Raw genomic sequence first — 21,471 nt, 5'->3', positions numbered from 1 at the left:
ACTATCTATATATCCCCCTTTAAAGTGCTACTAACTTTGCTATATCAAGATATAAAGCTTTACCTATGACGCATGCGCTCAGTAAAAGAATTTATTATATATAATGTTCTATATAAATGTTGTTAAAATTTATCACTTTATATCATTAGTACATTGTAGAAATTTTTTCTGTGCAATTTTCCAGCTTTGTCCATAATCTTTTGATATCAAAAGATAGGAATATAAGGCGGCAGGTAATCTTATACCTGGACCTTCACCACAATTAGCGTCTTTGTGAGCTCCTGAGATGATTTCAAATGTATCTATAGTAGGGTGTTTGATACTTTCTATACCATCAAAGACATTACTTAATTGAGGATTTTTTTCTTCTTGAAAAGCATCATCATTGGCTACAATAAATCCATAGCGACTCAAATCATTCCCTACAGCATTTACCTCTGAAATAATATATTCTTCCGTTCTATTTCCTCCTAAGCATCCCAAATCTCCGGCCCAACCAACATAGTATGTTTCAAATCCTGGATTGTGGTTATCAATTAAAAAAACTTCAATCTTCTTTGCTTCTTCTGGTGACATTTTACAGGCTACTGTATCTGCATGTAATTTAATTAGATTCTGAATCTTATTAAGGGTATCTTTGGGTATGTCGTTACCATATGTTGTGGACGGGATATATATGAAAAAAAGTAAAATAAGAAAAAATTTATAATTAAACATAATTTGAGCTTTTTAATTAAAAGATTACTTTATAAAATAATAATTATAAGTTTATAATAAACTAAATAATTTGTTTATTTAAAATTATAATTATTATTGGAGTTATTTGTTTTTTATCATGACTTTTTATGCCAGTGTATTGTTAAGATTAGTGTTAACTCAAGAAAATAGTTAATGATCAGTCGTAATCGTAAAAATAAGATTATATATACTGTGATATGTATGGTTTATTGTATACTGACTGTTAGGCAAGCTTTTGCAGATACAGAATATCGAAAAGAAACAATTACTTCTGACGATAGTGCGATGTTATTAAATAATCCAGAAACAGATCCTGCGAAAAATCCTAATCAATTATTTTTGCATCATTTGAATCAGCATCTTGACCCATACGGTGTTCAATTTGGTTTAGGGTGGGTGAATGAGGTTGCTGGCGTTGTGAGCGGCGGAAAAAGTAGAGGGGCGACGTATGCGCATCAAATTGCTTTCGCTTTAGATCTAGACTGGGAGAAGATTGCTGGTTTAAAAGGTTTATCGACTCATATGATGATGTTTAACTTTGCAGGGCGTAGTGCAAGTAAACATTATGTCGGGGATCCTCATATTCAGGCGCAGGATGTTTATATTCCCCATCAAGCGATGTTGCGTATGTATAATTTTTATTTTGAGCAACAATTATGGGATAATAAAGTTAATATCAAAGTTGGACGACAAAGCACGGGGAATGATTTTGGTTATAGTGTTCTTTCGTGTCAGTTCATGATGTTATCTTCTTGTGGTCATCCCAGAAGTATTGCTCAGCAAGGGTTTTCTACATGGCCTGGAACCGTATGGGGAGCAAGAATATTATATCAGCCTACTTCTGAATTTTATGTGCAAGTCGGAGCGTATCAGAGCAATCCTTGGCCTCAAGGTGGAAAAAATGGTTGGGATTGGGGTGGAAAGCATACAACAGGTGCATTCTTACCGATTGAATTTGGTTATCACTCTGATATTGGTAAAGATCATTTGATTGGTCATTTTCATGTAGGGGCTGGTTTTGATACTAGCCGTTTTAAAACATGGTCTGCTCAGGCAACAGGATCAGGAAAAACAGATTATCGAAGTGAGTTCTGGGTAATGATGGATCAAATGATTTATCGGAATGATCCTGTTGAAAATCATGGATTATATGTCATAGGAAATTGGGGGCATGATTCTCCGACGACAGCGACGTATAAAGATTTTTATAACTTAGGTTTGCTCAATCGTGGTTTTTGGCATGATCGCCCGAATGATCAGATGGGGGTTATGTTTAGTTATTATACAGTGCCAAGAGGATTAAGTAGAGCTCAAGGTTATCAAATTGCTCAAGGGAATGCACCGCTGCATCATGGTGTACTAAATTTATTAAATGAGGCAACAGGAATTCAATCAAATGCAATGATGTTTGAGTTGAATTATGGGATTTCTGTGTATCGAGGCATTATGGTTATGCCAGTTTTTGAATATTTTCATCATGTAGGCGCAACAAGAAGTAGTTATAAAGATGCTGCTGTTTTAGGGATGCGTACGAGTATTATTTTTTAATAGAGATGATCGAAAAAAATCATCTCTATTGGTGTAGTTTATTATTCTTTAGCGATAGGCGTTTCAATAAAGGTTGTTTCTTGTTTCCCTTGAATATCAGCAATGATTTTTTTAACCGTATCAACAGCTTGCTTATTCATTAAGGCGCTATATTTGACTTTAAAATGCACAGTTTCTCCTGCATTAATTTGTCGAATACGGTTTTGTTCTCTTTCAATAGGAGCAGCATAAGCATAATTAGTGCCAGGTTCTATTCCTGTGACATAGCCTTGCTTTTCAGTATCTGTATTTTTCCATAAGGTGAGAAAAGGGAGTTCATTGATATTAAATTCAATGGCTGCACCTTTGCTGCCATCTTTGTTATGTAAAGCGGCAACAGTTGATCCATCAGCAGTTGTATAGGGTACGATATTAAAAACCATTTCATCAAAGTCTTTAGTTGGCCCTAAATAGGTTGAATAGTTTTTTAATCCACTTTTTGCATAATCGTTAAACGGGCTAATTTCTTTGATCGGTGCAATGAATTGTGTATCTTTTTCTAAAAGAGGTTTGCTAAAATTACTATGATACATAATTTGATAATCACGAGGATAGTCCGCATGATTGGTTAATTGATCATGAATGGTAAAGTGATGTGTATCTGGAATATAGATTAATTCTGCGACAGTTCGTAAATCAGCTTTTTTAAAGGTGCTTTCTTTAATAAGGCCTCTAACTTTGATTTCATATGGGGCTTCTTCATTGATTTCGATCTCAACTTCAGAAGCAGGTGTGTTGCCAGCTTTACCATGTAACGTGCGCATTTCTCCATTTTCAACGCCAGGATGTCCAGCCCATTCAAAACCACAGCGAACAACCATTTCGTTAAAGCCCTCTAACCATCCAGCACCATTACGGCTTTCTAGATTAATAAAGGCAGGGTTAACGATTTCTTTAACAGGAGAGTCCCAGCCAAAGCGCATTTCTTTGCCCGTGACATTTATAATACTCATGCCTCTTGTTGGGCTGAGGGTAATGGTTAGACCATTTGGACTGGTAATAACGATAATTTTTGAGCCTTCTTGTTTTCCCCCATGAAGCACTTTTTGCTCTACGATGAAATATGTGTCAAGAATGCCGAGTTGCGTACTATCAATTTTCCAACTACCAACTTCGATATTATGTTCAGAGCTGGTTAAGGTGAAGATTTTTGAGCTTCCTTTATAAGAAACTAAGGCTGGGGAAACACTCGCAGTTAAAGACTTATTCATCACATACTCCTATATGTTTTATAATAGCATTTAGTGAATTAATGGTTGTAGGGTCTCTATAAAATTATCAATATCAATGATGCCACCATGACGATAAAACTGATCTTTTTCACCGATGATATGGGATAAAAGAAAAGGTGGATTATGATCAATATCGGTAACTTTTAATGTATCCCAAAAAGGTCTGATATAATAATAAAAAGCCTGAACGAGGGCACATTGATCAATACACCAGTTAATCGGATTTTTAGGATCATAAGCATAGTTTACATATTGTTTTAATAACTGCAAGATTGATCGTGTTTTTTCTAAATCCCCTAGATATAGGATGCCTGCACCTAAGCACCAAGGCTCACCAGAGACTTGGTTACCATGCTGATCAAAAGCATAAATACGTAAGCCAAAGTCATAATTTGCTTTGATGTTTTTTACTTTTTCAAAGAAATCCTCATAAGCGTAGCCGTCAATATCGACAATAAATGTTTGCGTTGGGTATCGATCGAAAAGCTCAGGAGAGAATAAATATCGAATGCTGGCAAAATAAGCACCATCTTGATAAGGAGATATGCCGTAACCAAAGGTGAGGTAAAAATTAGGGATATGCTCGTGAATATATTCTGCGGTGTCTCGTAAAAAATGTATTTGCTCGACAGATGGGTTCTCAAGGCAAAGGCTAATTACTGTTTTTTCTTGATATTGATTATGAATATGTGCCTTGATTAATGAGTATAAAAATTTAGGAAAATATCTAAAATATTTAAAGTCACACCCTAAAATAATAGATAAATCAGGTTTTTCATCTTTTAAATCCGCATAAGACCATTGCCACATTTGAAGTTGAAAAGGATCATGGTATTGTTGATTACTGGAAAGGTTTTTGATTTCTTGATCAGATAACCAAGTATAGACCCCACAATCTACAGTGTTAAAAGTCAATTTCTCTTCTATAGAAAGTATTTTTGATTTTTTAAAGTGAAAGTCACATTGTTCTCTTTGATTAAGTATCCAATATAGTTTTCCCATATTTAAATGATACCAAGGTGTCTCGTTGTTAAGATCTTTTTCGGCTTCTAATAAAATGGTAAGTTGACTATTATCTTTCCACTGTAGAGTGCTACAAAGTTGAGTAAAATATACGCTATAATAGTAACGAATAGTTTTATCTTCGTTTGTAATATCGTATGGAAGGATTAAACTGTTAAAGTCTTTTTGAGTAGATGGAAGATTAAATTCCTTTAAAAGACGATCGACAAAGAAAATACAATGTTTTCTTTTATTTTTATCATCGTAAAGTCGGCTTAAAAGGTGTTTTTTTTGTATTTCAGATGCATTCATGCTATTCAGCATATTTTCAATAGCAGATAAAGAGTCTGGAATATTTCGTTGTTTAAAGTATAAAATAGCTTGAAAATAATGATATTGGTAATGATCGGGATAAAGATGTATTCCCCAATTTAATAGTTTGTTTGCTAAAGGGTAATTTTTATAAAATGCACAATATTTAGAGAGCTTTTGGATAGACTGGATATCGTTTTGATTCTGTCGAAAAACTTCTATAATAGGTGTAATGTCTTGTAGCGATGGATCAAGTAATGTTGGGTGTATTGTTTCTTTATTTGATGAGATAAAGGATAATAGATCAGAGGTTAAGATATTAATATCGATCACAGCTATTTCTCTTTGGGTGATATTTTACAAGAATGTTTATTAACGTATCATATTTTTATAAAGGAGTATTGATATGAATGAAATAGAGTTGTCACGTTTTGAAAGTATTGGAAATAATTGTGAATTTGCTTTTTTCTTAAGACAAAATCAGATTGAGATCGGCAGTTTATTTCGTTGGACTTTAATACATAATTTTACATCAATTGTGAATTTATTATCTGCTAATTTTGATTCTTTATATTTATATGAGAATTTACAGCCAACTTATCGTAATATGATAAGGGATAAGCATTATAATATAGATTTTCACACGGAAATGTTTAGTGAGCAAAAAGAAGGCCAATGGGAATGGTGTTATGATGAGACTAAGAACTATGAAATCTATTTAAAAGAAAAAGAAAAGATTAGTTATCTAGTCGATAAATTTAAAAAATCTATGCAAGATTTTCAAAAAATTTTTGTAATGAAACAGAATGAAAGGCCTACATTAGGTGCTGCTTATGAACTTTCACAGTTGATGAAGAAGCACGGGAATGCAAGTGTGTTATGTGTGGAAGAGACAACAGTTCCTCAGCAATGTGGTAAGGTTTATGCATTAACAGATAATTTATATTTAGGATTTGTTGATCATTTTGCACCTTATGACAAAGCGGATCATGTGTCATTATTTTGGAACGAAATTGTTGAAAACACACTTCATTTGATTGATGAAAATTAAGAGTTTACATAATTTAAATTATTCTTTGTTTACGAAGAAACAGCAATTTTTAAAAAACTATTTTCCTTGTATGTAATTTCATCTATTTTAGATACAGGATTCATTGTTATATTTGGAATGGTTATAATGGATATTATATCAGATCGTCTAAAAAAAATACAGCCAAGTCAAACATTGGTTATTTCTGCAAAAGCACGTGAGATGAAGGCAAAAGGACGTGATATTATCAGCCTTTCCGCTGGTGAACCTGATTTTAATACGCCTGAAAATATTAGTCAGGCAGGGATCACCGCAATTCAAACAGGTCAAACACGATATACAGATGTAGGCGGCACGGCACAAGTTCGTAAAGCGATTGCTAATCGTTTAAACAAAGATTATGACCTTGATTATACAGCAGATGAAATTGCAGTTTCTTCTGGTGGGAAACAAGTAATTTTTAATGCGATGATGGCTAGTATTAATCCTGGCGATGAAGTAATTATTCCAGCACCTTGTTGGGTTTCTTATCCTGATATCGTGACATTGGCAGGGGGTAAACCTGTTGTTCTTGATTGTGATGAAAAAACGACTGGTTTTAAATTGCAACCCGAACAATTGCGTGAAGCGATTACCGAAAAAACAAAATGGTTAATTATTAACTCTCCTTGTAATCCAACAGGCGTTGCATATAGCAGAGAAGAACTTCGTGCTTTATGTGATGTGTTATTAGATAACCCACATGTATGGGTATTAACCGACGATATTTATGCAAAACTCGTTTATGATGGTTTTGTAGCTTGTACGATGGTTCAAGTAGAGCCAAAATTAAAAGATCGTACGGTAACGATGAATGGTGTTTCAAAGGCCTATTCTATGACGGGTTGGCGTATTGGTTATGCTGCGGCACCTGTTTCTTTTATCAAAGCAATGATGAAATTACAGGGACAATCAACAACCAATGCTTGTTCAATCAGTCAATCTGCAACGGTTGAGGCTTTATCTGGGCCTCAAGAATCTGTGGATGAAATGATTGGAACTTACCAAAAACGTCGTGATTTAGTGTGGGAGGAATTAAATGATATCCCAGGTTTAAGCTGTATTAAACCAGAGGGTGCGTTTTATTTATTTGCATCAATGCAAGGCTGTTTAAATAAAACCTCTCAAAGTGGCATTAAAATTGTGAATGATGAAGCTTTTGTTACTGCATTATTGGAGGAGCAAGGGGTTGCAGCGGTTCATGGTGCAGCGTTTATGATGGAAGGATATTTCCGTATTTCTTATGCAACCAGTACAGAGCTATTAAAAGAAGCTTGTATACGTATTAAACAATTTTGTATGAATTTGCAGTAATAGATAGTTCGATGAATACGACAGTAAATACAACAGAACCAACATTATCGACCCGTATGGATGGGTTTGAAGCCCCAGCAACGATTGCAATGTCGATGAGAGCCAGAGCGCTGGCCGCACAAGGGAAAGATGTGATTTCTCTTGCGTTGGGGCAGCCTGATTTTCTAACCCCCAGAGCAGCTTGTGATACAGCGTATGAAGCAGCTTTGGAGGGGAAAACAAAATACCCACCTATTGATGGGGTTTTATCGCTAAAGCAAGCGGTGCAGAAAAAATTCAAGGAAGAAAATGGCTTGGATTATGCACTGGATGAAATCATGGTGGCGAATGGTGCCAAACAGATTTTATTTAATGCATTTATGGCGACGTTAAATCCTGGTGATGAAGTGGTTGTGCCTGCGCCTTATTGGACGAGCTATCCGATTATGACTCGGTTTTTAGGTGGCACGCCTGTTGATGTGATTTGCTCAGAAGAGAATAATTTTTCTTTGAAGGCAGCAGATTTACGGAAAGTCCTGACGGACAAAAGCAAATGGCTGATTATTAACTCCCCGAGCAATCCAACAGGGGCCGTGTGGTCAAAGCAAGATCTGTTAGAAATTGCTGAGGTTTTACGTGAATATCCTCAAGTCTGGGTGTTTGCGGACGAGATCTATGAACATTTAGTGTTTGATGGGGAAGCTCATTATTCCTTGGCAGCATTGGCTCCCGATTTAAAAGATCGTATTTTAACAGCTAATGGCGCATCTAAGACCTATGCAATGCCAGGATGGCGCGTTGGATATGCGGGTGGGCCAAAACGCTTGATCAAAGCAATGGTAAAGATCCAAAGTAATTCGACTTCTGGAGCATCAAGTATTAGTCAAGCCGCAGCAACAGCAGCGTTGCATGATTGTGCAAATGATGTGGAGGAAATGAAAAAAGCCTATGATCGTCGTCGTAAGATGATGAAGGAAGCATTTTCAAAGATGCCAGGTGTGACTTGCGCGGTGCCTCAAGGGGCATTTTATGTGTATCCTGGGATAAAAGGATGCCTTGGTAAAACAAGCGCAGGCGGACATAAGATCGAGAATGATCAAGATTTTGCAGAAGCTTTGTTGGAGGAGCAATATGTTGCTGTTGTCCCTGGGCATGCTTTTGGCCTAAGTCCGTATTTGCGGATTTCTTATGCTGCTGATGACGCAGTATTGGAAGAAGCATGTAAACGAATTGCGAAGTTTGTTGAGCAATTAACGTAAGCGATGTTTATATACTCTAAAAGAATCTTTTATTAGATTAAGAGATTTCTTTTTGAGTATATAATTTTATAGTATTAAAATTAGTATGAATTTATTTATATAAGATGATTATTTTTTATTCATTAAATATTGAACACAGTTTTTGTTCAATCTATCTTGGGATAGATTAAAAATTTTTGATAAATAGTCAGTAGTTTCGTCTATTTCGTTACCATACAAGTCTTTTGTGAAGTTAGCGTATCTTTCTTGAAAAACATCATTTGAAAAATATTTGTTATTAATATTTTTTTGAGATGGTTTATTTTTATTTGCCTCGTTATAGCAACTTGAGATTGTTACTTCAGCCTTTTTATACCAGTTTTCAGTCTTTGATAATGGTGTGTCTGGCATAAAAGCATTTTCACAATAACCTGGTGTTATCATCTCAAGCGCTGCGTTTATAGTGGCATCAGGCGCTCTATCAGCAGCGATAGAAGCTATTGGAACAGTAAATAGCGATATAATAGCTAGTGGTAAAATCTTTTTCATTTTCATCGTCACAATAATTCAAACTCAGAATTTAAACTAATCATTACAAATTTATCATCAATATTACAATAGGATATTCAGAATGGTAGATAACATAATAGGGGCAACCATTCATGCTGATATCCATGGCTTAGATCTTATAATTGATAGCTTGAAGCTCTTGCTATTAAGGCAATAAAAGGAATAAATACGAGTGCTAATGATAAGCAGAGGGGTTAAAAAACACTTCAACTTATCTCTTTGTGCAAGCGTTGCTTTTGTCCTTTTGGATCAAACAGCGCAGCTAGCTCCTGCATCATTGTTCCCCCTAGTTGCTCGGCATTGGTGATGGTGACCGCGTGTTGGTAATAACGGGTGACATCATGTCCAATTCCAATGGCGGTCAGCTCTATATCAGGTTGAGACTCAATACGGGCAATCATACGACGTAAATGTGTTTCTAAATATTCAGGATTATTGCTGGATAAAGTACTATCATCGACAGGCGCACCATCTGAAATAATCATCAAGATTTTACGCTTTTCTGGACGCACGCGCAGGCGTTGCCAAGCCCAATGCAAAGATTCTCCATCGATATTTTCTTTGAGCAATCCTTCTTGCAACATTAACCCCAGATTTTTACGGGCATGTCGCCAAGGTTGATCCGCGGATTTATAAATAATATGCCGTAAATCATTTAACCGTCCTGGTTCGGCTGGCTTGCCATTCTTGAGCCAATCTTCACGACTACGTCCGCCTTTCCATGCACGAGTTGTAAAGCCTAAAACTTCGACTTTAATCGCACAACGTTCCAAGGTTCTGGCTAAGATATCTCCGCACATTGCAGCAATTGTAATCGGCTTGCCTCGCATAGACCCAGAATTATCAATGAGTAATGTAACAACCGTATCTTTGAAATCAGTTTCTTGTTCATATTTATAGCTAAGCGAATACATAGGATTGGTAATGATGCGTGGTAATTTGCTCGCATCTAATAACCCTTCTTCTTGGTCGAAATTCCAACGACGTCTTTGCTGTGCCATGAGTTTTCGTTGCAGACGATTGGCTAATTTAGCAATAATATTCTGCATGCTTTGTAATTGATGATCGAGCTGTTTTCTCAGGAAGTCTAGCTCTTCCGCATTACAGACTTGATCCGCGGAAACGATCTCATCAAATCGTTTGGTATAAATATGATAGCCAGCATCTTCGACCTCGTTTAACGGAGGAAGTTCGCCTTCTTTTGGCCCTGCAGGCGTATCTTGAGTTTTAAATCCATCGCCGTCATCTGCATCAGAGACATCATCACTATCCATGCCTTGAGCAAGTTGCTGAGCTTGTTCTTCTGGCTGCTCTTGTTCTTGAGGTTCAGATTGTTCGTCTTCAGAAGGATCTTCGGCAGTATCAGGAGAATCTTGATCGTTGCTTTCTTGATCATTTGAAGAGTCTTGATCTTTTTCTTCTAAATCTTCTAAGAGCTGATAAGCAGTTAATAATTGTTGTGAAGCTGCGGCATATTCTTTTTGATTATCCATGTTAAGGAACATTTGCTCCAATGCATCTTCGCCGCTTTTTGTCAGTCGATTACGCCATAATTGCACAATACGCCGAGATGCTTTTGGAACAGGTTCTCCTGTGAGTTTTTCTCTGGCTAATAAAGCAAGGGCAGTTTGCGGAGAAAGTTGCTCTGCTTTGTCCATGCGTGCATGCCCCTCGGCATGGCTGTTATATTCTTGAACAAAGCGCAGGTTTGCGGCTACCCCTTGCATATGACGACTACCCAAAGCTTCAACGCGGACTTGTTCCAATGCATCAAAGGTGACTTTGGCATCAGAAATCGTGGGTTGTGTGGCCTCATGTATTTTTGGGTTATGATATTTTAATCGCAGCGCAAGAGCATCTGCTGTTCCACGCAGTTGATTCATCATGACTGGATCATGAATGTCTGGTGGGTTAGGTAAATGCACATTCGTTGGCGTAATGGTATTTTGTGGGGATTGTTGGCGCATGATGCCAGAGTAAAAATATACACTAGCATCTTGTCTTCCGCTCAGCGCATGAATAACCCCGATGGTAGCTTGTTTAAATTTTTCGGGGTCATATTCATTTTTATCAGGTTTCTTAGGAGGAATGGGTGTTGCAGATGGGGGTATTTTGGTCTCGTCTGACATAGGTTCCTCCTGATAATGAATTAAGCTAAATCGGTAGATAAAGGATTAACGTTAAAGCAACGTTGATAATATTCAGCAACAGTTGGACGTTCTGCTTCGTCACATTTATTTAAAAAAGTTAGGCGGAAAGCTAATTCTAAGTTTTTGAAAATCTCAAAATTTTCAGCCCAAGTAATGACGGTTCGTGGAGACATCACTGTGGAGATCTCACCCGTTGAAAAGCCTGCGCGGGTTAAATTTGCTAACGCCACCATTGAGTCAATCATTTGGGTTGCTTCTTTGTCTTCTTTGGTTGCACCCATTTTAGACATGATGATATTGGCTTCTTGCTCATGTGGAAGATAGTTCAAGGTCGCCACAATATTCCAACGATCCATTTGACCTTGGTTAATTTGTTGTGTGCCGTGATAGAGTCCTGTGGTGTCGCCCAGACCAATGGTATTAGCGGTAGCAAATAAACGGAAGAAAGGGTTCGGACGAATTACTCGGTTTTGATCTAAAAGTGTAAGTTTTCCTTCAGCTTCAAGAACACGTTGAATCACGAACATCACATCAGGGCGACCAGCATCATATTCATCGAAAATCAATGCACAAGGATTTTCCAAAGCCCAAGGAAGGAGACCTTCTTGGAATTGAGTGATTTGCTTGCCGTCTTTAAGAACAATTGCGTCCTTACCAATCAAATCAATACGAGAAATATGGCTGTCTAGGTTAATACGCACACAAGGCCAATTTAATCGTGCTGCAATTTGTTCAATATGAGAGGACTTCCCTGTTCCATGAAACCCTTGAACCATCACACGACGATTATATCTAAAACCTGCCAAAATAGCCTGAGTAATTTCTTTATCAAAGCAATAGTTCGGGTCGAGGTCAGGAACTAAAGAGGTCTTTACCGAAAAACCGAAGACTTCCATATCAAGGTCAATATTAAATGTTTTTCTGACACTAAATTTCATATCTGGTTCAGAGAGAACAGATGTTGGGGGAAGATCAGCATTGGTCGCTTGTATCGGTGCGGCAGGCTTTTCAGTCATTATAAACAATCCTTTGTTTTGGTCATCATATATTGTCAATGAAGTATAATGGGTATTAGATTTCTACTGAATTCACTAAATGAGTACGGAGCTGTGTATACGCAGCACTAATATTTTTAAATTGCTCTGTCATGCTTACATCCCCATGATTAGTATCAGGATGGTACTGACGTGCTAATATCGTATATTGTTTTCTGAGCTCTTGTAAAGAAAGTGGCCATGTTAATCCCAAGGTCTGCAAAGAATGACGTAATTCTTTGGGGGCTTGAGGAGTGCTAGGACTAGACTTGCTTTGCTTAAATCCAGGATGATCTTTAAATAATCCCAAAGAATCTTTGAAATATTGTTCTTTGAGTAAGTCTGCTTTACCCAGTTGGCCTAGTTTCCAAGAGGGTTTATCCCATACGGTCGTGGATCTGAGATGTTGTTCTATTTGTGCAGGGGTCATGCCCTTACAATAATCCCAGTTCTTATTATATTCACGGATATGCTCTAAACAAAACCAGTAATAATCTCTTAAATTTTGTCGAGATTTTGGTGCTTTATAACCTGCAATTTGGTCGCAGCTAGGCATGTCGCAACATTTGTGGTTGGGACAGTCAGGGTCAGGATCAAAGGCACGAAAACGTTTTTTATGAGCAGTCATTGTATAGGTAATTATAATCAAGCTTTTTCTTAAAGGAATGTGATCTTATCATATTATATTCAAAACATAAAAAACAATATTTGATATCAATTAAAGTTAAGGCGCGAAAAGTGAGGGTATTGATTGAAACTTGTTTGCCTGTGGTTCAATTGAAGTTATGATTGCGCAAACGATATTGCATAAATATAAAGGAATAAAGATGAAGTGGATGCGAAGAGGTGTATTGCTTTTATTGCCAATGCTATTGGCGGCATGTCATGGTGGGCAACAATTGCGTCCAACATGCGAGTTAACAGCGATTTCACAAGTTGAAACTTATTTAAATAATCCCCAAGGGTTCGAGGGGCAGTTTACTCAAACGTGGCCAGATGGTGGTAAATCAACAGGGCGTATTATTTATGAGCCAGGAAAGCTGAGGTTGAATTATGAAACTCCAGCGCCGATGATTGTGGTGGCAAAAGATAAGCGTATGGTTGCAAAAGATTTTAGCAATCAATCCGTGACCCATATTGGGTTGGCTCGCAATCCATTAGGGTTAATGTTAAAAACGCCTGTTCATCTAGCTGAACCCATTTTAGTGACTAATATTCAGCATAAAGGAAATCTGTTGCAGATTTCTATGGCAAGTTCTGATAATCCTTCCCAAGGATTACTTACATTACTTTTTACAGACGTAAATGGTGTTTTAACATTAAAGCAAATGCAAGCCGTTGATGTGCGTCAACGACGTAGTATTATGGACCTTGAAAATATACAAAGTGGCGTTCATGTTTCATCAGGATATTTTGCATATCCCGATGGTAATTAATCGATAAAGATTTGTTTTTTTATTAATGGGTGAGGGAAGATCTTTTGCCATTGTTGGCATAAAACTTGATCGACCTCATCTAAAGAACAATGAACGCCTAATTTATGCATGCTGCTCACACCATATTCGGGTAATCCACAAGGAATAATTCCAGAATAATCTTCTAAATTAGGTAACACATTGAGTGCGATGCCATGACAGCTGATCCAGCGACTGAGTTTTATACCTAAAGCAGCAATTTTTTCTTCTTTGTTCGTTATAGGATCAATAACCCACAATCCAATACGATCTTTTCTTTTTTCAGCTTGAATATTAAATTGTTTTAAGCTGAGACTGATCCAGTCTTCAATCGCATTGACAAATGCATGGATATCTCTGGGGGGAAAAGCTTGATGATCCTCTCGTAAATCCATCATGATATAAATAACACGTTGCCCAGGGCCGTGATAAGTCCATTGTCCTCCACGGTTTGTATAAAAAGTTGGGTAATGTTGTGGGTTGATTAAGTCATGTTCTTTGGCAGAATTTCCCGCTGTATATAAAGGGGAATGCTCTAAAAACCATAAGTATTCTGGCTGTTTTTTTTCATAAATTTTCTGTGTATATTCCTGCATATGCTGCAATGCATCGGGATAAGAGACAATTTTTTTACTTTTTTGTAAAAATATTGGAGAAAAGGTCATTGCATGAAATCTTTTGATCGGTTATAGAGAAAACACATTCATGATACATACCATCATATCGAATGGTTTGTCATGTGCGGTCGTGGCGGAATGGTATACGCGCAAGCTTGAGGTGCTTGTGGGGGCAACCCCGTGGAAGTTCGAGTCTTCTCGACCGCACCACTTTTTCCTATTTTCAAAAAAGAGTGATTTTCCTTTTCTTTTATCTGTTCTAAGATAACCGAGAATAGTCTTTATATTATTAAGATTTAAACTCGACCATCAATAGAGGAAAATATGGAAGAAAAATTTAAACAGGAAGCTTTGGATTATCATCAATATCCACAGCCAGGTAAATTGACCATTACACCAACTAAAAGAATGGCAACACAACGTGATTTATCTTTGGCGTATTCTCCTGGTGTTGCGGCTCCGTGTTTAGAAATTCAAAAAGATCCTTCTTTAGCTAATAAATATACAGCTAGAGGCAATTTGGTTGCTGTGATTTCAAATGGTACTGCCGTTCTTGGACTAGGAAATATCGGGCCTTTGGCTGGTAAACCTGTGATGGAAGGAAAAGCCGTTCTATTCAAGAAATTTGCTGGTATTGATGTGTTTGATATCGAAGTTGATGCAACAGATCCAGATCATTTTTGTAGTGTGGTTGCTGCGTTAGAGCCGACATTCGGTGGGATTAATCTGGAAGATATTAAAGCACCTGAATGTTTTTATATTGAGAAAAAACTTCAATCTAAAATGAATATTCCTGTTTTTCATGATGATCAACATGGAACAGCGATTGTTGTGACCGCGGCGTTGGTGAACGCTTTGCGCATTCAAAATAAAAAGCTTGAAGATGTAAAGCTAGTAACCTCTGGTGCTGGTGCAGCAGCAATGGCTTGTGTTGATTTGATGGTTGGCCTTGGGTTAAAAGTCGAGAATGTAACGTTAACGGATATTGATGGGGTGGTTTGGAAAGGTCGTAATCCAGACATGCCTGAAAATATGGCGCGTTATGCCAAAGAGACGAATGCGCGTAAGTTATCAGAAGTGATTAATGGCGCTGATATTTTTCTTGGGTTATCTGCGGCAGGGGTTTTAAAGCCTGAATATTTAGAGCATATGGCAGAAAAGCCAATTATTTTAGCATTAGCGAATCCTGATCCAGAAATTACGCCTGATGAAGCAAGAAAAGTTAGAAAAGATGCAATTCTTGCGACAGGTCGTTCTGATTATCCAAACCAAGTTAATAATGTTCTGTGTTTTCCTTTTATTTTCCGTGGTGCTTTAGACGTTGGGGCCAAAGAAATTAACGAAGCCATGCAACATGCTGCGGTTTATGCTTTGGCAAAAATGGCAACATTAGAAGCCAGTGAAGCAGTCATTGCTGCTTATGGTGGGGAAGCACCATCATTTGGGCCAGAATATATTTTACCAAAACCTTTTGATCCTCGATTAATTTTGGAAATTGCTCCAGCTGTGGCAAAAGCAGCGATGGATAGTGGTGTTGCAACGCAGCCTATTGAAGATTTTCAAGCTTATAAAGATCATTTGCAAGAGTTTGTATTCCGTACGAGTCAAGTGATGCAACCTGTTTTTGAATCAGTGCGTAGAAGCCCTGATTTAAAAAAAATCATTTTCTCTGAGGGAGAGAATGAGCGTGTATTACGTGCAATCCAAACTTTAGTGAATGATAAATTAGCTAAACCTTTTGTGATTGGGAACAAAGAAAGAATTCAAGCAAAAATTAAAAGCTTGGGTCTAAGCTTAAAGGTTGATGAGCATGTTGGGGTCTTTGAACCCAGACACGATGATCCATTGTTACAATCCCTAGAAAAACCTTATAAAGACCTTGTCGAAAGGGAAGGCGTTCCTCCTTCGTTAGCTTCTGAACAACTTTATCGTAGAAAGTCAATTATGGCTGCGATGTTGTTAAGAGAAGGGCATATGGATGTTGCACTCATTGGTGGGTATGGACAATGGTTCCGTCATTTTAAATATTTAAAAAATATTATTCCTAAACGTCCCGATGTAAAAGATTTCCATACAATTTCTGCGTTAATACAATCAAATGTTGTGTTTTTTGTTGGGGACGCTCATTTGCATTTAGAGCCATCTGCAGAAGCAATTGCTGAGTTGACATTATTGGCTGCTGAAACCGTATCTAAATTTGGATTGCCACCTCGTGCGGCATTACTTTCTTACTCTTCTTTTGGAACAGGACATTCTGGTTCTGTTGAAAAAATGCGTGCAGCATTAGCGTTGATTAAAGAAAAAGATCCTACTTTAGAAATTGATGGTGAAATGCAAGGCGATGCGGCGTTAAGTCCAATGATTCGTAGCCGTTTAGTTGAGAATTCAGCGTTAACAGGCAATGAAAATTTATTAATTATGCCTTGTTTAGATTCTGCCAGTATTGGTCTTTCTTTAAGTCGCGTTGTTGGAGATGCTTTGCAAATTGGCCCAATTACATTGGGTGCAACAAAGCCAGTACATATTTTAACTGAGAGTACAAGTGCACGTGGTATTTTAAATTTGGCGATGATTGCCATTAAACAAACATTATAGAGCATTATTGTTCTAGGAGTTTTAAAAACTATTATGTCTCATTATATTGTGTAATGGGACTTCACATTATAAGACAATTTATCTGGCTATAAGTGGTATTTATGTCATTTTTGCAATGCTGATAATCTTTTTAAAATGTGCAAATGATATAAATCAATATGTTACATGTTTTTATGAAGGAAATATGAAGCGTAAAATTCTTTGAAATCTCTATGATTTCTGTTATATGTCTGGATATTAATATAAAGTTAACTGAAGGTACAATTCTGTGATTAAACCTCTACGTAAAGCTGTATTACCTGTTGCTGGATTTGGTACGCGCTTTTTACCTGCAACCAAATCTATGCCAAAAGAAATGTTACCCGTTGTGGATCGTCCATTGATTCAATATGCAATTGACGAAGCAAGAGCGGCAGGAATCGAACAGTTTTGTTTGATTACCGCTCGTGGTAAAGATTCTTTGATTGATTATTTTGATATAGCATATGAACTTGAAGACACATTGCGTCAAAAAGGTAAGAAAGAGGCTTTAGAAGCTTTGCAGCCGTCAAGTATTCAAGCTGGATCATTGACAGCATTGCGTCAGCAAGATCCTTTGGGATTGGGGCATGCTGTTTGGTGTGCACGTACATTCGTAGGGGATGATCCTTTTGCTATTTTATTACCAGATGACTTAATTTTAAGCGAACGTGGTTGTTTATCTCAAATGGTTGAGGTTTATAATCAATATGGTGGTAACGTTGTTGCAGTTTCAGAAGTGCCAAAAGAAAAAACATCCAGCTATGGTATTGTCGATGTTGCTTCTGATGATGGTCATTTAGTAAAAGTTGCTGGTGTTGTGGAAAAACCAAATCCAGAGGATGCGCCTTCTAATCTTTCTGTGATTGGTCGTTATATTTTATCACCAGAAATTATGCCTTATCTTTCCAAAATGGAACGTGGTGCAGGGAATGAAGTGCAATTAACCGATTCAATGACACAACTGATTGGAAAAATGCCTTTCCATGGATTACGTTATGAAGGCACACGTTATGATTGTGGTAGCAAATCAGGATTCTTAGAAGCTCAAATTGCTTTTGCTTTGCAACGTCCAGATTTAGCATCCTCTATGCGTCAGATTTTAAAGAAATATGCACATGAAGGTGAAAAATAATGGAACATCAAAGAAATATTGATTCAAGCATTTTACGTGAATATGACATTCGTGGTGTCTATGATAAAACATTTTTTATCGAAGATGCTTATGCAATTGGTCGTGCATTTGGTAGTTTGATTGTTCGCAATAACGGTAAAAAAGTTGTTGTGAGTTATGATGGGCGCGTTAGCTCTCCAGACTTAGAAGCTGCTTTGGTTGATGGTTTAAAAAAATGTGGACTAGAAGTGGTTCGTATTGGTCGTGGCCCAACCCCAATGTTGTATTATGCTGCAACAACGATGGAAGCTGATGGCGCAGTGATGGTGACTGCTAGCCATAATCCAAAAGAATATAACGGCATGAAATTTATGCTTGCTGGCAAATCCTTTTATGGTAAGCAAATCCAAGAGTTAGGCGTGCAAGTTGCTAAAGGGGATGTTGTTCCAGAAGGTATTGGTAGCGTTCGTAAAGTTGATGTTGTCGATGAATATGTTACTCGTATTCTCAAAGATTTTGGTATTACCGATCGTAAGTTAAAAGTTGTTTGGGATAATAGTAATAGTGCTGCTGGTGAAGTGTTAACCAAATTGGTTCAACAATTACCTGGTGAGCATTTTGTTTTGAATGGCACTATTGATGGGAATTTCCCAGCACATAGCCCAGATCCAACGGTTCCTAAAAATCTTGTTCAGTTACAAGAAGAAGTTGCTGCACGTAAGGCCGACCTTGGGATTGCTTTTGATGGTGATGCAGATCGTATTGGTGTGATTGATGACAAAGGTAATATCCTTTGGGGCGATCAACTTATGATTGTTTATAGCCGTGATATCCTTCCAGATCATCAAGGCGCAACCATTATTGCTGACGTTAAAGCAAGCCAAATTTTGTTTGAAGAAGTTAAAAAAGCTGGTGGAAATCCATTAATGTGGTGCACTGGGCATTCTTTGATTAAAGCAAAAATGGCTGAAACCAAAGCGTTATTAGGCGGAGAAATGTCAGGGCATATTTTCTTTGCTGATAAATGGTATGGTTTTGACGATGCGCTTTATGTTGCAGTCAGAACATTAGATATCGTTAGTCGTTTAAAAGGTCCTCTTTCTGAAATTACAGAATCATTACCTAAAGCGATTTCCACTCCTGAAATTCGTTTTGATTGTCCAGATGATCGTAAATTCACTGTAGTGCATGAAGTTGCAGAACGTTTGAAAGCTGAAAAAGCAGACGTGGTGACGATTGATGGCGTTCGCGTGAATACACCTGATGGCTGGTGGTTATTAAGAGCGTCTAATACTCAAGCTTCATTGGTTGCAAGAGCTGAAAGCACCACGATTGAAGGTCTTGAAAAGTTAAAAAATGCTTTAAAAACTCAATTAGGTAATTCTGGGGTTGAACTTCCTGAAATCTAAAATTGATTTTTAAGTTATTTTGAGGAAAGGCGTAACTGTAAAGGTTGCGCCTTTCTTTGTTTGTGAGGTAAGGTCTACCTTACCTTCATATTGATTATTAGAGATGTTTGTAGAAAATGACTGTACCTGTTTTATTTAATCGTAAGCTTGTTCGACACCATCGTGACAGGGCAGCATTGCATCACCATCAAATGCAAGAAGTGGTAGAAATTTGTGCAGAACGTTTATTAGATCGTTTAGATGATATTCAGCGGCCTTTTACGGATGTTTTGGAAATTGGTGGACGTGGTGTGGTTGCCTCAGCATTGCAATCCAGAGGAATGAACGTTGTTTCTGCTGATTTATCTCAACGGTTAGTTTCTTTAAATAATAATCCATCCGTTTGCATGGATGAAGAGTTTTTGCCTTTTAAAGCGCAAAGTTTTGATTTGGTGATTGCTCATTTTAATCTGCATTGGGTGAATGACCTTCCTGGGGCGTTATTGCAAATTAAAAATATTTTAAGACCTGATGGTTTGTTTTTGGCAGCAGTGCCGATCTTACCAACATTATCGAATTTGCGTCATATTATGGCAGAACAAGAGGCAGAATTGTGTGGTCGAGTATTTCCTCGAGTGTCTCCTTTTCCAGATTTGCGCGCATGTGCAACGTTAATGCAGAGGGCAGGATTTGCATTGCCTGTTGTTGATAAAGAGGAGCTTCCTTTTGTCTATCGTTCAGCAATAGGATTGATGAAAGACTTGCGGTTGTCAGGGGAAACGAATGCGTTGCTAGAGCAACAAAAAACATTCTCAAGTAAATCTTTGTTGGTGAGTAGTATGGCGAAGTTAGAGGAGCAAGGCGAAATTGCAGCACCTTTAGATTTTGCAATTTTGACTGGATGGGCACCAGATGCATCGCAGCAGCAGCCTCTAAAACCAGGGCAGTTTTCTGTGTCTTTGGAGGATGCGTTAACAAATTAAGCTATTACTTTGATTGTTTTAGGGAGATTAACGTTTCTGCGTCTTTTTATCTCTTGTAGAATAATAGTAAGTCATCCATATTTTATTCTTAAATTGTCTTTTGTCTCAAGTAAGGATCGTTTGAGAATGCAGGAATATATTCCGATTATTGATATTTCTGATATCTATCAAAATAATAAGTCTAAACATATAGAGCTTGCTAAAAAAGTTGATTATGCCTGTCGTCATTCAGGCTTTTTTTGTATTACAGGGCATCATATTTCTCGGGATGATATTCAAACAATCACGTCTTTATCTCGACGCTTTTTTGATCTTTCGATGCTAGAAAAACAAACGATTAGTATTTTGAATAATCAAATCTATAGAGGCTATAGCAGTCACGAGTTAGAACAGCTCGATCATAAAAATAGTGTTGATTATAAAGAAATGTTTGATATGGGATATCCTTTAGGAAAAGATCATCCCGAAGTGCAGAGGAACGAGCCTTTTCGTGGGCCTAATCAACATCCTGAAGCGCTGTTGCCTGGTTGGACAGAAGTTTTCGAAGCGCATTATCAAAAAATGACAGAGCTAGCACGAGCTCTATTTAGAATTATAGCGTTAGGGTTAGATCTCGAAGAGAGTTTTTTTAACGCAATGTTTTTTGAATCGCTTAGCACGTTTAGAGTTATTCATTATCCAGCACTTCCTGAGCAACATAATCGAGTGGTTTGTGGTGCGCATACAGATTATGGGATTCTAACAATTTTATATCAAGATCATGTGGGAGGTTTGCAGGTTAGGAGTAAAAAGGATCAATGGATTAATGTGCCACCCGTTCAAGATGGCTTTGTCGTTAATATTGGGGATATGATGGCGATGTGGACAAATGATTGCTACAAAAGCACATCGCACAGAGTTTTAAATATTGGTCAAGATCGAATATCTATGCCTTTTTTTACAGAGCCTCATCCTAGTCAATTGATTCAGTGTTTGCCACAATGTTCAGACGAACAAAATCTACCTAAATATGAAGCAGTTACGTGTAGAGATTGGTTGTTGAAACGGTTTAAAACAGCTTATAATGATTAGGTAGCT

18 protein-coding genes and 1 tRNA gene are annotated in these 21,471 nt (G+C 37.5%); 11 read left to right on the top strand and 8 right to left on the bottom strand.

Annotation, left to right across the window (positions count from 1 at the left end; genetic code table 11):
- Window positions 1–132 precede the first annotated feature (132 nt).
- Window positions 133–576 carry a hypothetical protein gene (locus CIN_RS10745; RefSeq protein ID WP_139017013.1) on the bottom strand — a complete coding sequence of 148 codons (444 nt, stop codon included), beginning with the start codon at window positions 574–576 and terminating at the stop codon, window positions 133–135.
- A gap of 363 nt (window positions 577–939) precedes the next feature.
- Between CIN_RS10745 and CIN_RS10740 the strand changes: the two genes are divergently transcribed.
- Window positions 940–2,286 (top strand): carbohydrate porin, encoded by a 1,347-nt coding sequence (locus CIN_RS10740; RefSeq protein ID WP_008855123.1) that lies wholly within the window; start codon window positions 940–942, stop codon window positions 2,284–2,286.
- A 41-nt stretch (window positions 2,287–2,327) separates the two neighbouring features.
- Here the strand turns inward: CIN_RS10740 and CIN_RS10735 are convergent, their stop codons facing one another.
- Together CIN_RS10735 and CIN_RS10730 are read right to left on the bottom strand one after the other, a co-directional pair.
- A complete protein-coding gene (locus CIN_RS10735) occupies window positions 2,328–3,536 on the bottom strand; it encodes an aldose 1-epimerase family protein (protein WP_008855122.1) in 1,209 nt (402 codons plus the stop codon).
- Between the two features lie 30 nt (window positions 3,537–3,566).
- A complete protein-coding gene (locus CIN_RS10730; RefSeq protein WP_008855121.1) occupies window positions 3,567–5,204 on the bottom strand; it encodes a hypothetical protein in 1,638 nt (545 codons plus the stop codon).
- Between the two features lie 73 nt (window positions 5,205–5,277).
- Here CIN_RS10730 and CIN_RS10725 point away from each other — a divergent pair, with 73 nt between their 5' ends.
- The 3 genes from CIN_RS10725 to CIN_RS10715 all read left to right on the top strand — a co-directional run bounded on the left by CIN_RS10725 (window position 5,278) and on the right by CIN_RS10715 (window position 8,492).
- Window positions 5,278–5,922, top strand: coding sequence for a hypothetical protein (locus CIN_RS10725; RefSeq protein WP_008855120.1), 645 nt, complete (start codon window positions 5,278–5,280; stop codon window positions 5,920–5,922).
- A gap of 126 nt (window positions 5,923–6,048) precedes the next feature.
- Window positions 6,049–7,254: a pyridoxal phosphate-dependent aminotransferase gene (locus CIN_RS10720; RefSeq protein WP_008855119.1), complete on the top strand. Its 1,206-nt coding sequence runs from the start codon at window positions 6,049–6,051 to the stop codon at window positions 7,252–7,254.
- Window positions 7,255–7,265: 11 nt separating this feature from the next.
- The gene (locus CIN_RS10715; RefSeq protein ID WP_008855118.1) at window positions 7,266–8,492 is read left to right on the top strand and encodes a pyridoxal phosphate-dependent aminotransferase; all 1,227 of its coding nucleotides are present in this window, start codon (window positions 7,266–7,268) and stop codon (window positions 8,490–8,492) included.
- 108 nt (window positions 8,493–8,600) lie between these two features.
- On the opposite strand, the gene CIN_RS10710 is transcribed toward CIN_RS10715, so the two are convergent.
- The 4 genes from CIN_RS10710 to CIN_RS10695 form a co-directional block, all read right to left on the bottom strand.
- Entirely contained in the window at window positions 8,601–9,020 is a 420-nt protein-coding gene (locus tag CIN_RS10710) for a hypothetical protein (RefSeq protein ID WP_139017012.1), read from the bottom strand.
- Between the two features lie 227 nt (window positions 9,021–9,247).
- On the bottom strand, window positions 9,248–11,170 hold the full coding sequence (locus tag CIN_RS10705) for a cobaltochelatase CobT-related protein (RefSeq protein WP_008855117.1): 1,923 nt from the start codon (window positions 11,168–11,170) through the stop codon (window positions 9,248–9,250).
- Between the two features lie 20 nt (window positions 11,171–11,190).
- Window positions 11,191–12,207, bottom strand: a complete 1,017-nt coding sequence (locus tag CIN_RS10700; protein WP_008855116.1) for an AAA family ATPase — start codon at window positions 12,205–12,207, stop codon at window positions 11,191–11,193.
- A gap of 55 nt (window positions 12,208–12,262) precedes the next feature.
- Entirely contained in the window at window positions 12,263–12,874 is a 612-nt protein-coding gene (locus CIN_RS10695; RefSeq protein ID WP_245527843.1) for a DnaJ domain-containing protein, read from the bottom strand.
- 178 nt (window positions 12,875–13,052) lie between these two features.
- Between CIN_RS10695 and CIN_RS10690 the strand changes: the two genes are divergently transcribed.
- The gene (locus CIN_RS10690) at window positions 13,053–13,661 is read left to right on the top strand and encodes a LolA family protein (RefSeq protein WP_050798434.1); all 609 of its coding nucleotides are present in this window, start codon (window positions 13,053–13,055) and stop codon (window positions 13,659–13,661) included.
- On the opposite strand, the gene lipB is transcribed toward CIN_RS10690, so the two are convergent.
- Window positions 13,658–14,344 carry a lipoyl(octanoyl) transferase LipB gene (lipB, locus tag CIN_RS10685; protein WP_008855113.1) on the bottom strand — a complete coding sequence of 229 codons (687 nt, stop codon included), beginning with the start codon at window positions 14,342–14,344 and terminating at the stop codon, window positions 13,658–13,660. The genes CIN_RS10690 and lipB overlap by 4 nt on opposite strands.
- A gap of 76 nt (window positions 14,345–14,420) precedes the next feature.
- On the opposite strand from lipB, the gene CIN_RS10680 reads away from it, so the two are divergent.
- The 6 genes from CIN_RS10680 to CIN_RS10655 all read left to right on the top strand — a co-directional run bounded on the left by CIN_RS10680 (window position 14,421) and on the right by CIN_RS10655 (window position 21,465).
- Window positions 14,421–14,506 (top strand) — tRNA-Leu (locus tag CIN_RS10680).
- 114 nt (window positions 14,507–14,620) lie between these two features.
- A complete protein-coding gene (locus CIN_RS10675; RefSeq protein WP_008855112.1) occupies window positions 14,621–16,891 on the top strand; it encodes an NADP-dependent malic enzyme in 2,271 nt (756 codons plus the stop codon).
- A gap of 268 nt (window positions 16,892–17,159) precedes the next feature.
- Window positions 17,160–18,044 (top strand): UTP--glucose-1-phosphate uridylyltransferase GalU, encoded by an 885-nt coding sequence (gene galU, locus CIN_RS10670; RefSeq protein WP_008855111.1) that lies wholly within the window; start codon window positions 17,160–17,162, stop codon window positions 18,042–18,044.
- Window positions 18,044–19,432 carry a phosphoglucomutase/phosphomannomutase PgmG gene (gene pgmG / locus CIN_RS10665; RefSeq protein ID WP_008855110.1) on the top strand — a complete coding sequence of 463 codons (1,389 nt, stop codon included), beginning with the start codon at window positions 18,044–18,046 and terminating at the stop codon, window positions 19,430–19,432. Before galU ends, pgmG begins: the two co-directional genes overlap by 1 nt.
- A 116-nt stretch (window positions 19,433–19,548) precedes the next feature.
- Complete coding sequence (locus tag CIN_RS10660) at window positions 19,549–20,394, top strand: class I SAM-dependent methyltransferase (RefSeq protein WP_008855109.1); 846 nt, start codon at window positions 19,549–19,551, stop codon at window positions 20,392–20,394.
- A 126-nt stretch (window positions 20,395–20,520) separates the two neighbouring features.
- Window positions 20,521–21,465: a 2-oxoglutarate and iron-dependent oxygenase domain-containing protein gene (locus tag CIN_RS10655; RefSeq protein ID WP_040364450.1), complete on the top strand. Its 945-nt coding sequence runs from the start codon at window positions 20,521–20,523 to the stop codon at window positions 21,463–21,465.
- Window positions 21,466–21,471 lie beyond the last annotated feature (6 nt).

Source organism: Commensalibacter intestini A911, assembly GCF_000231445.1.
GTDB lineage: Bacteria > Pseudomonadota > Alphaproteobacteria > Acetobacterales > Acetobacteraceae > Commensalibacter > Commensalibacter intestini.
Note: the sequence above shows the minus strand (reverse complement) of the source record. Positions and strands in the feature narration are given on the sequence as shown.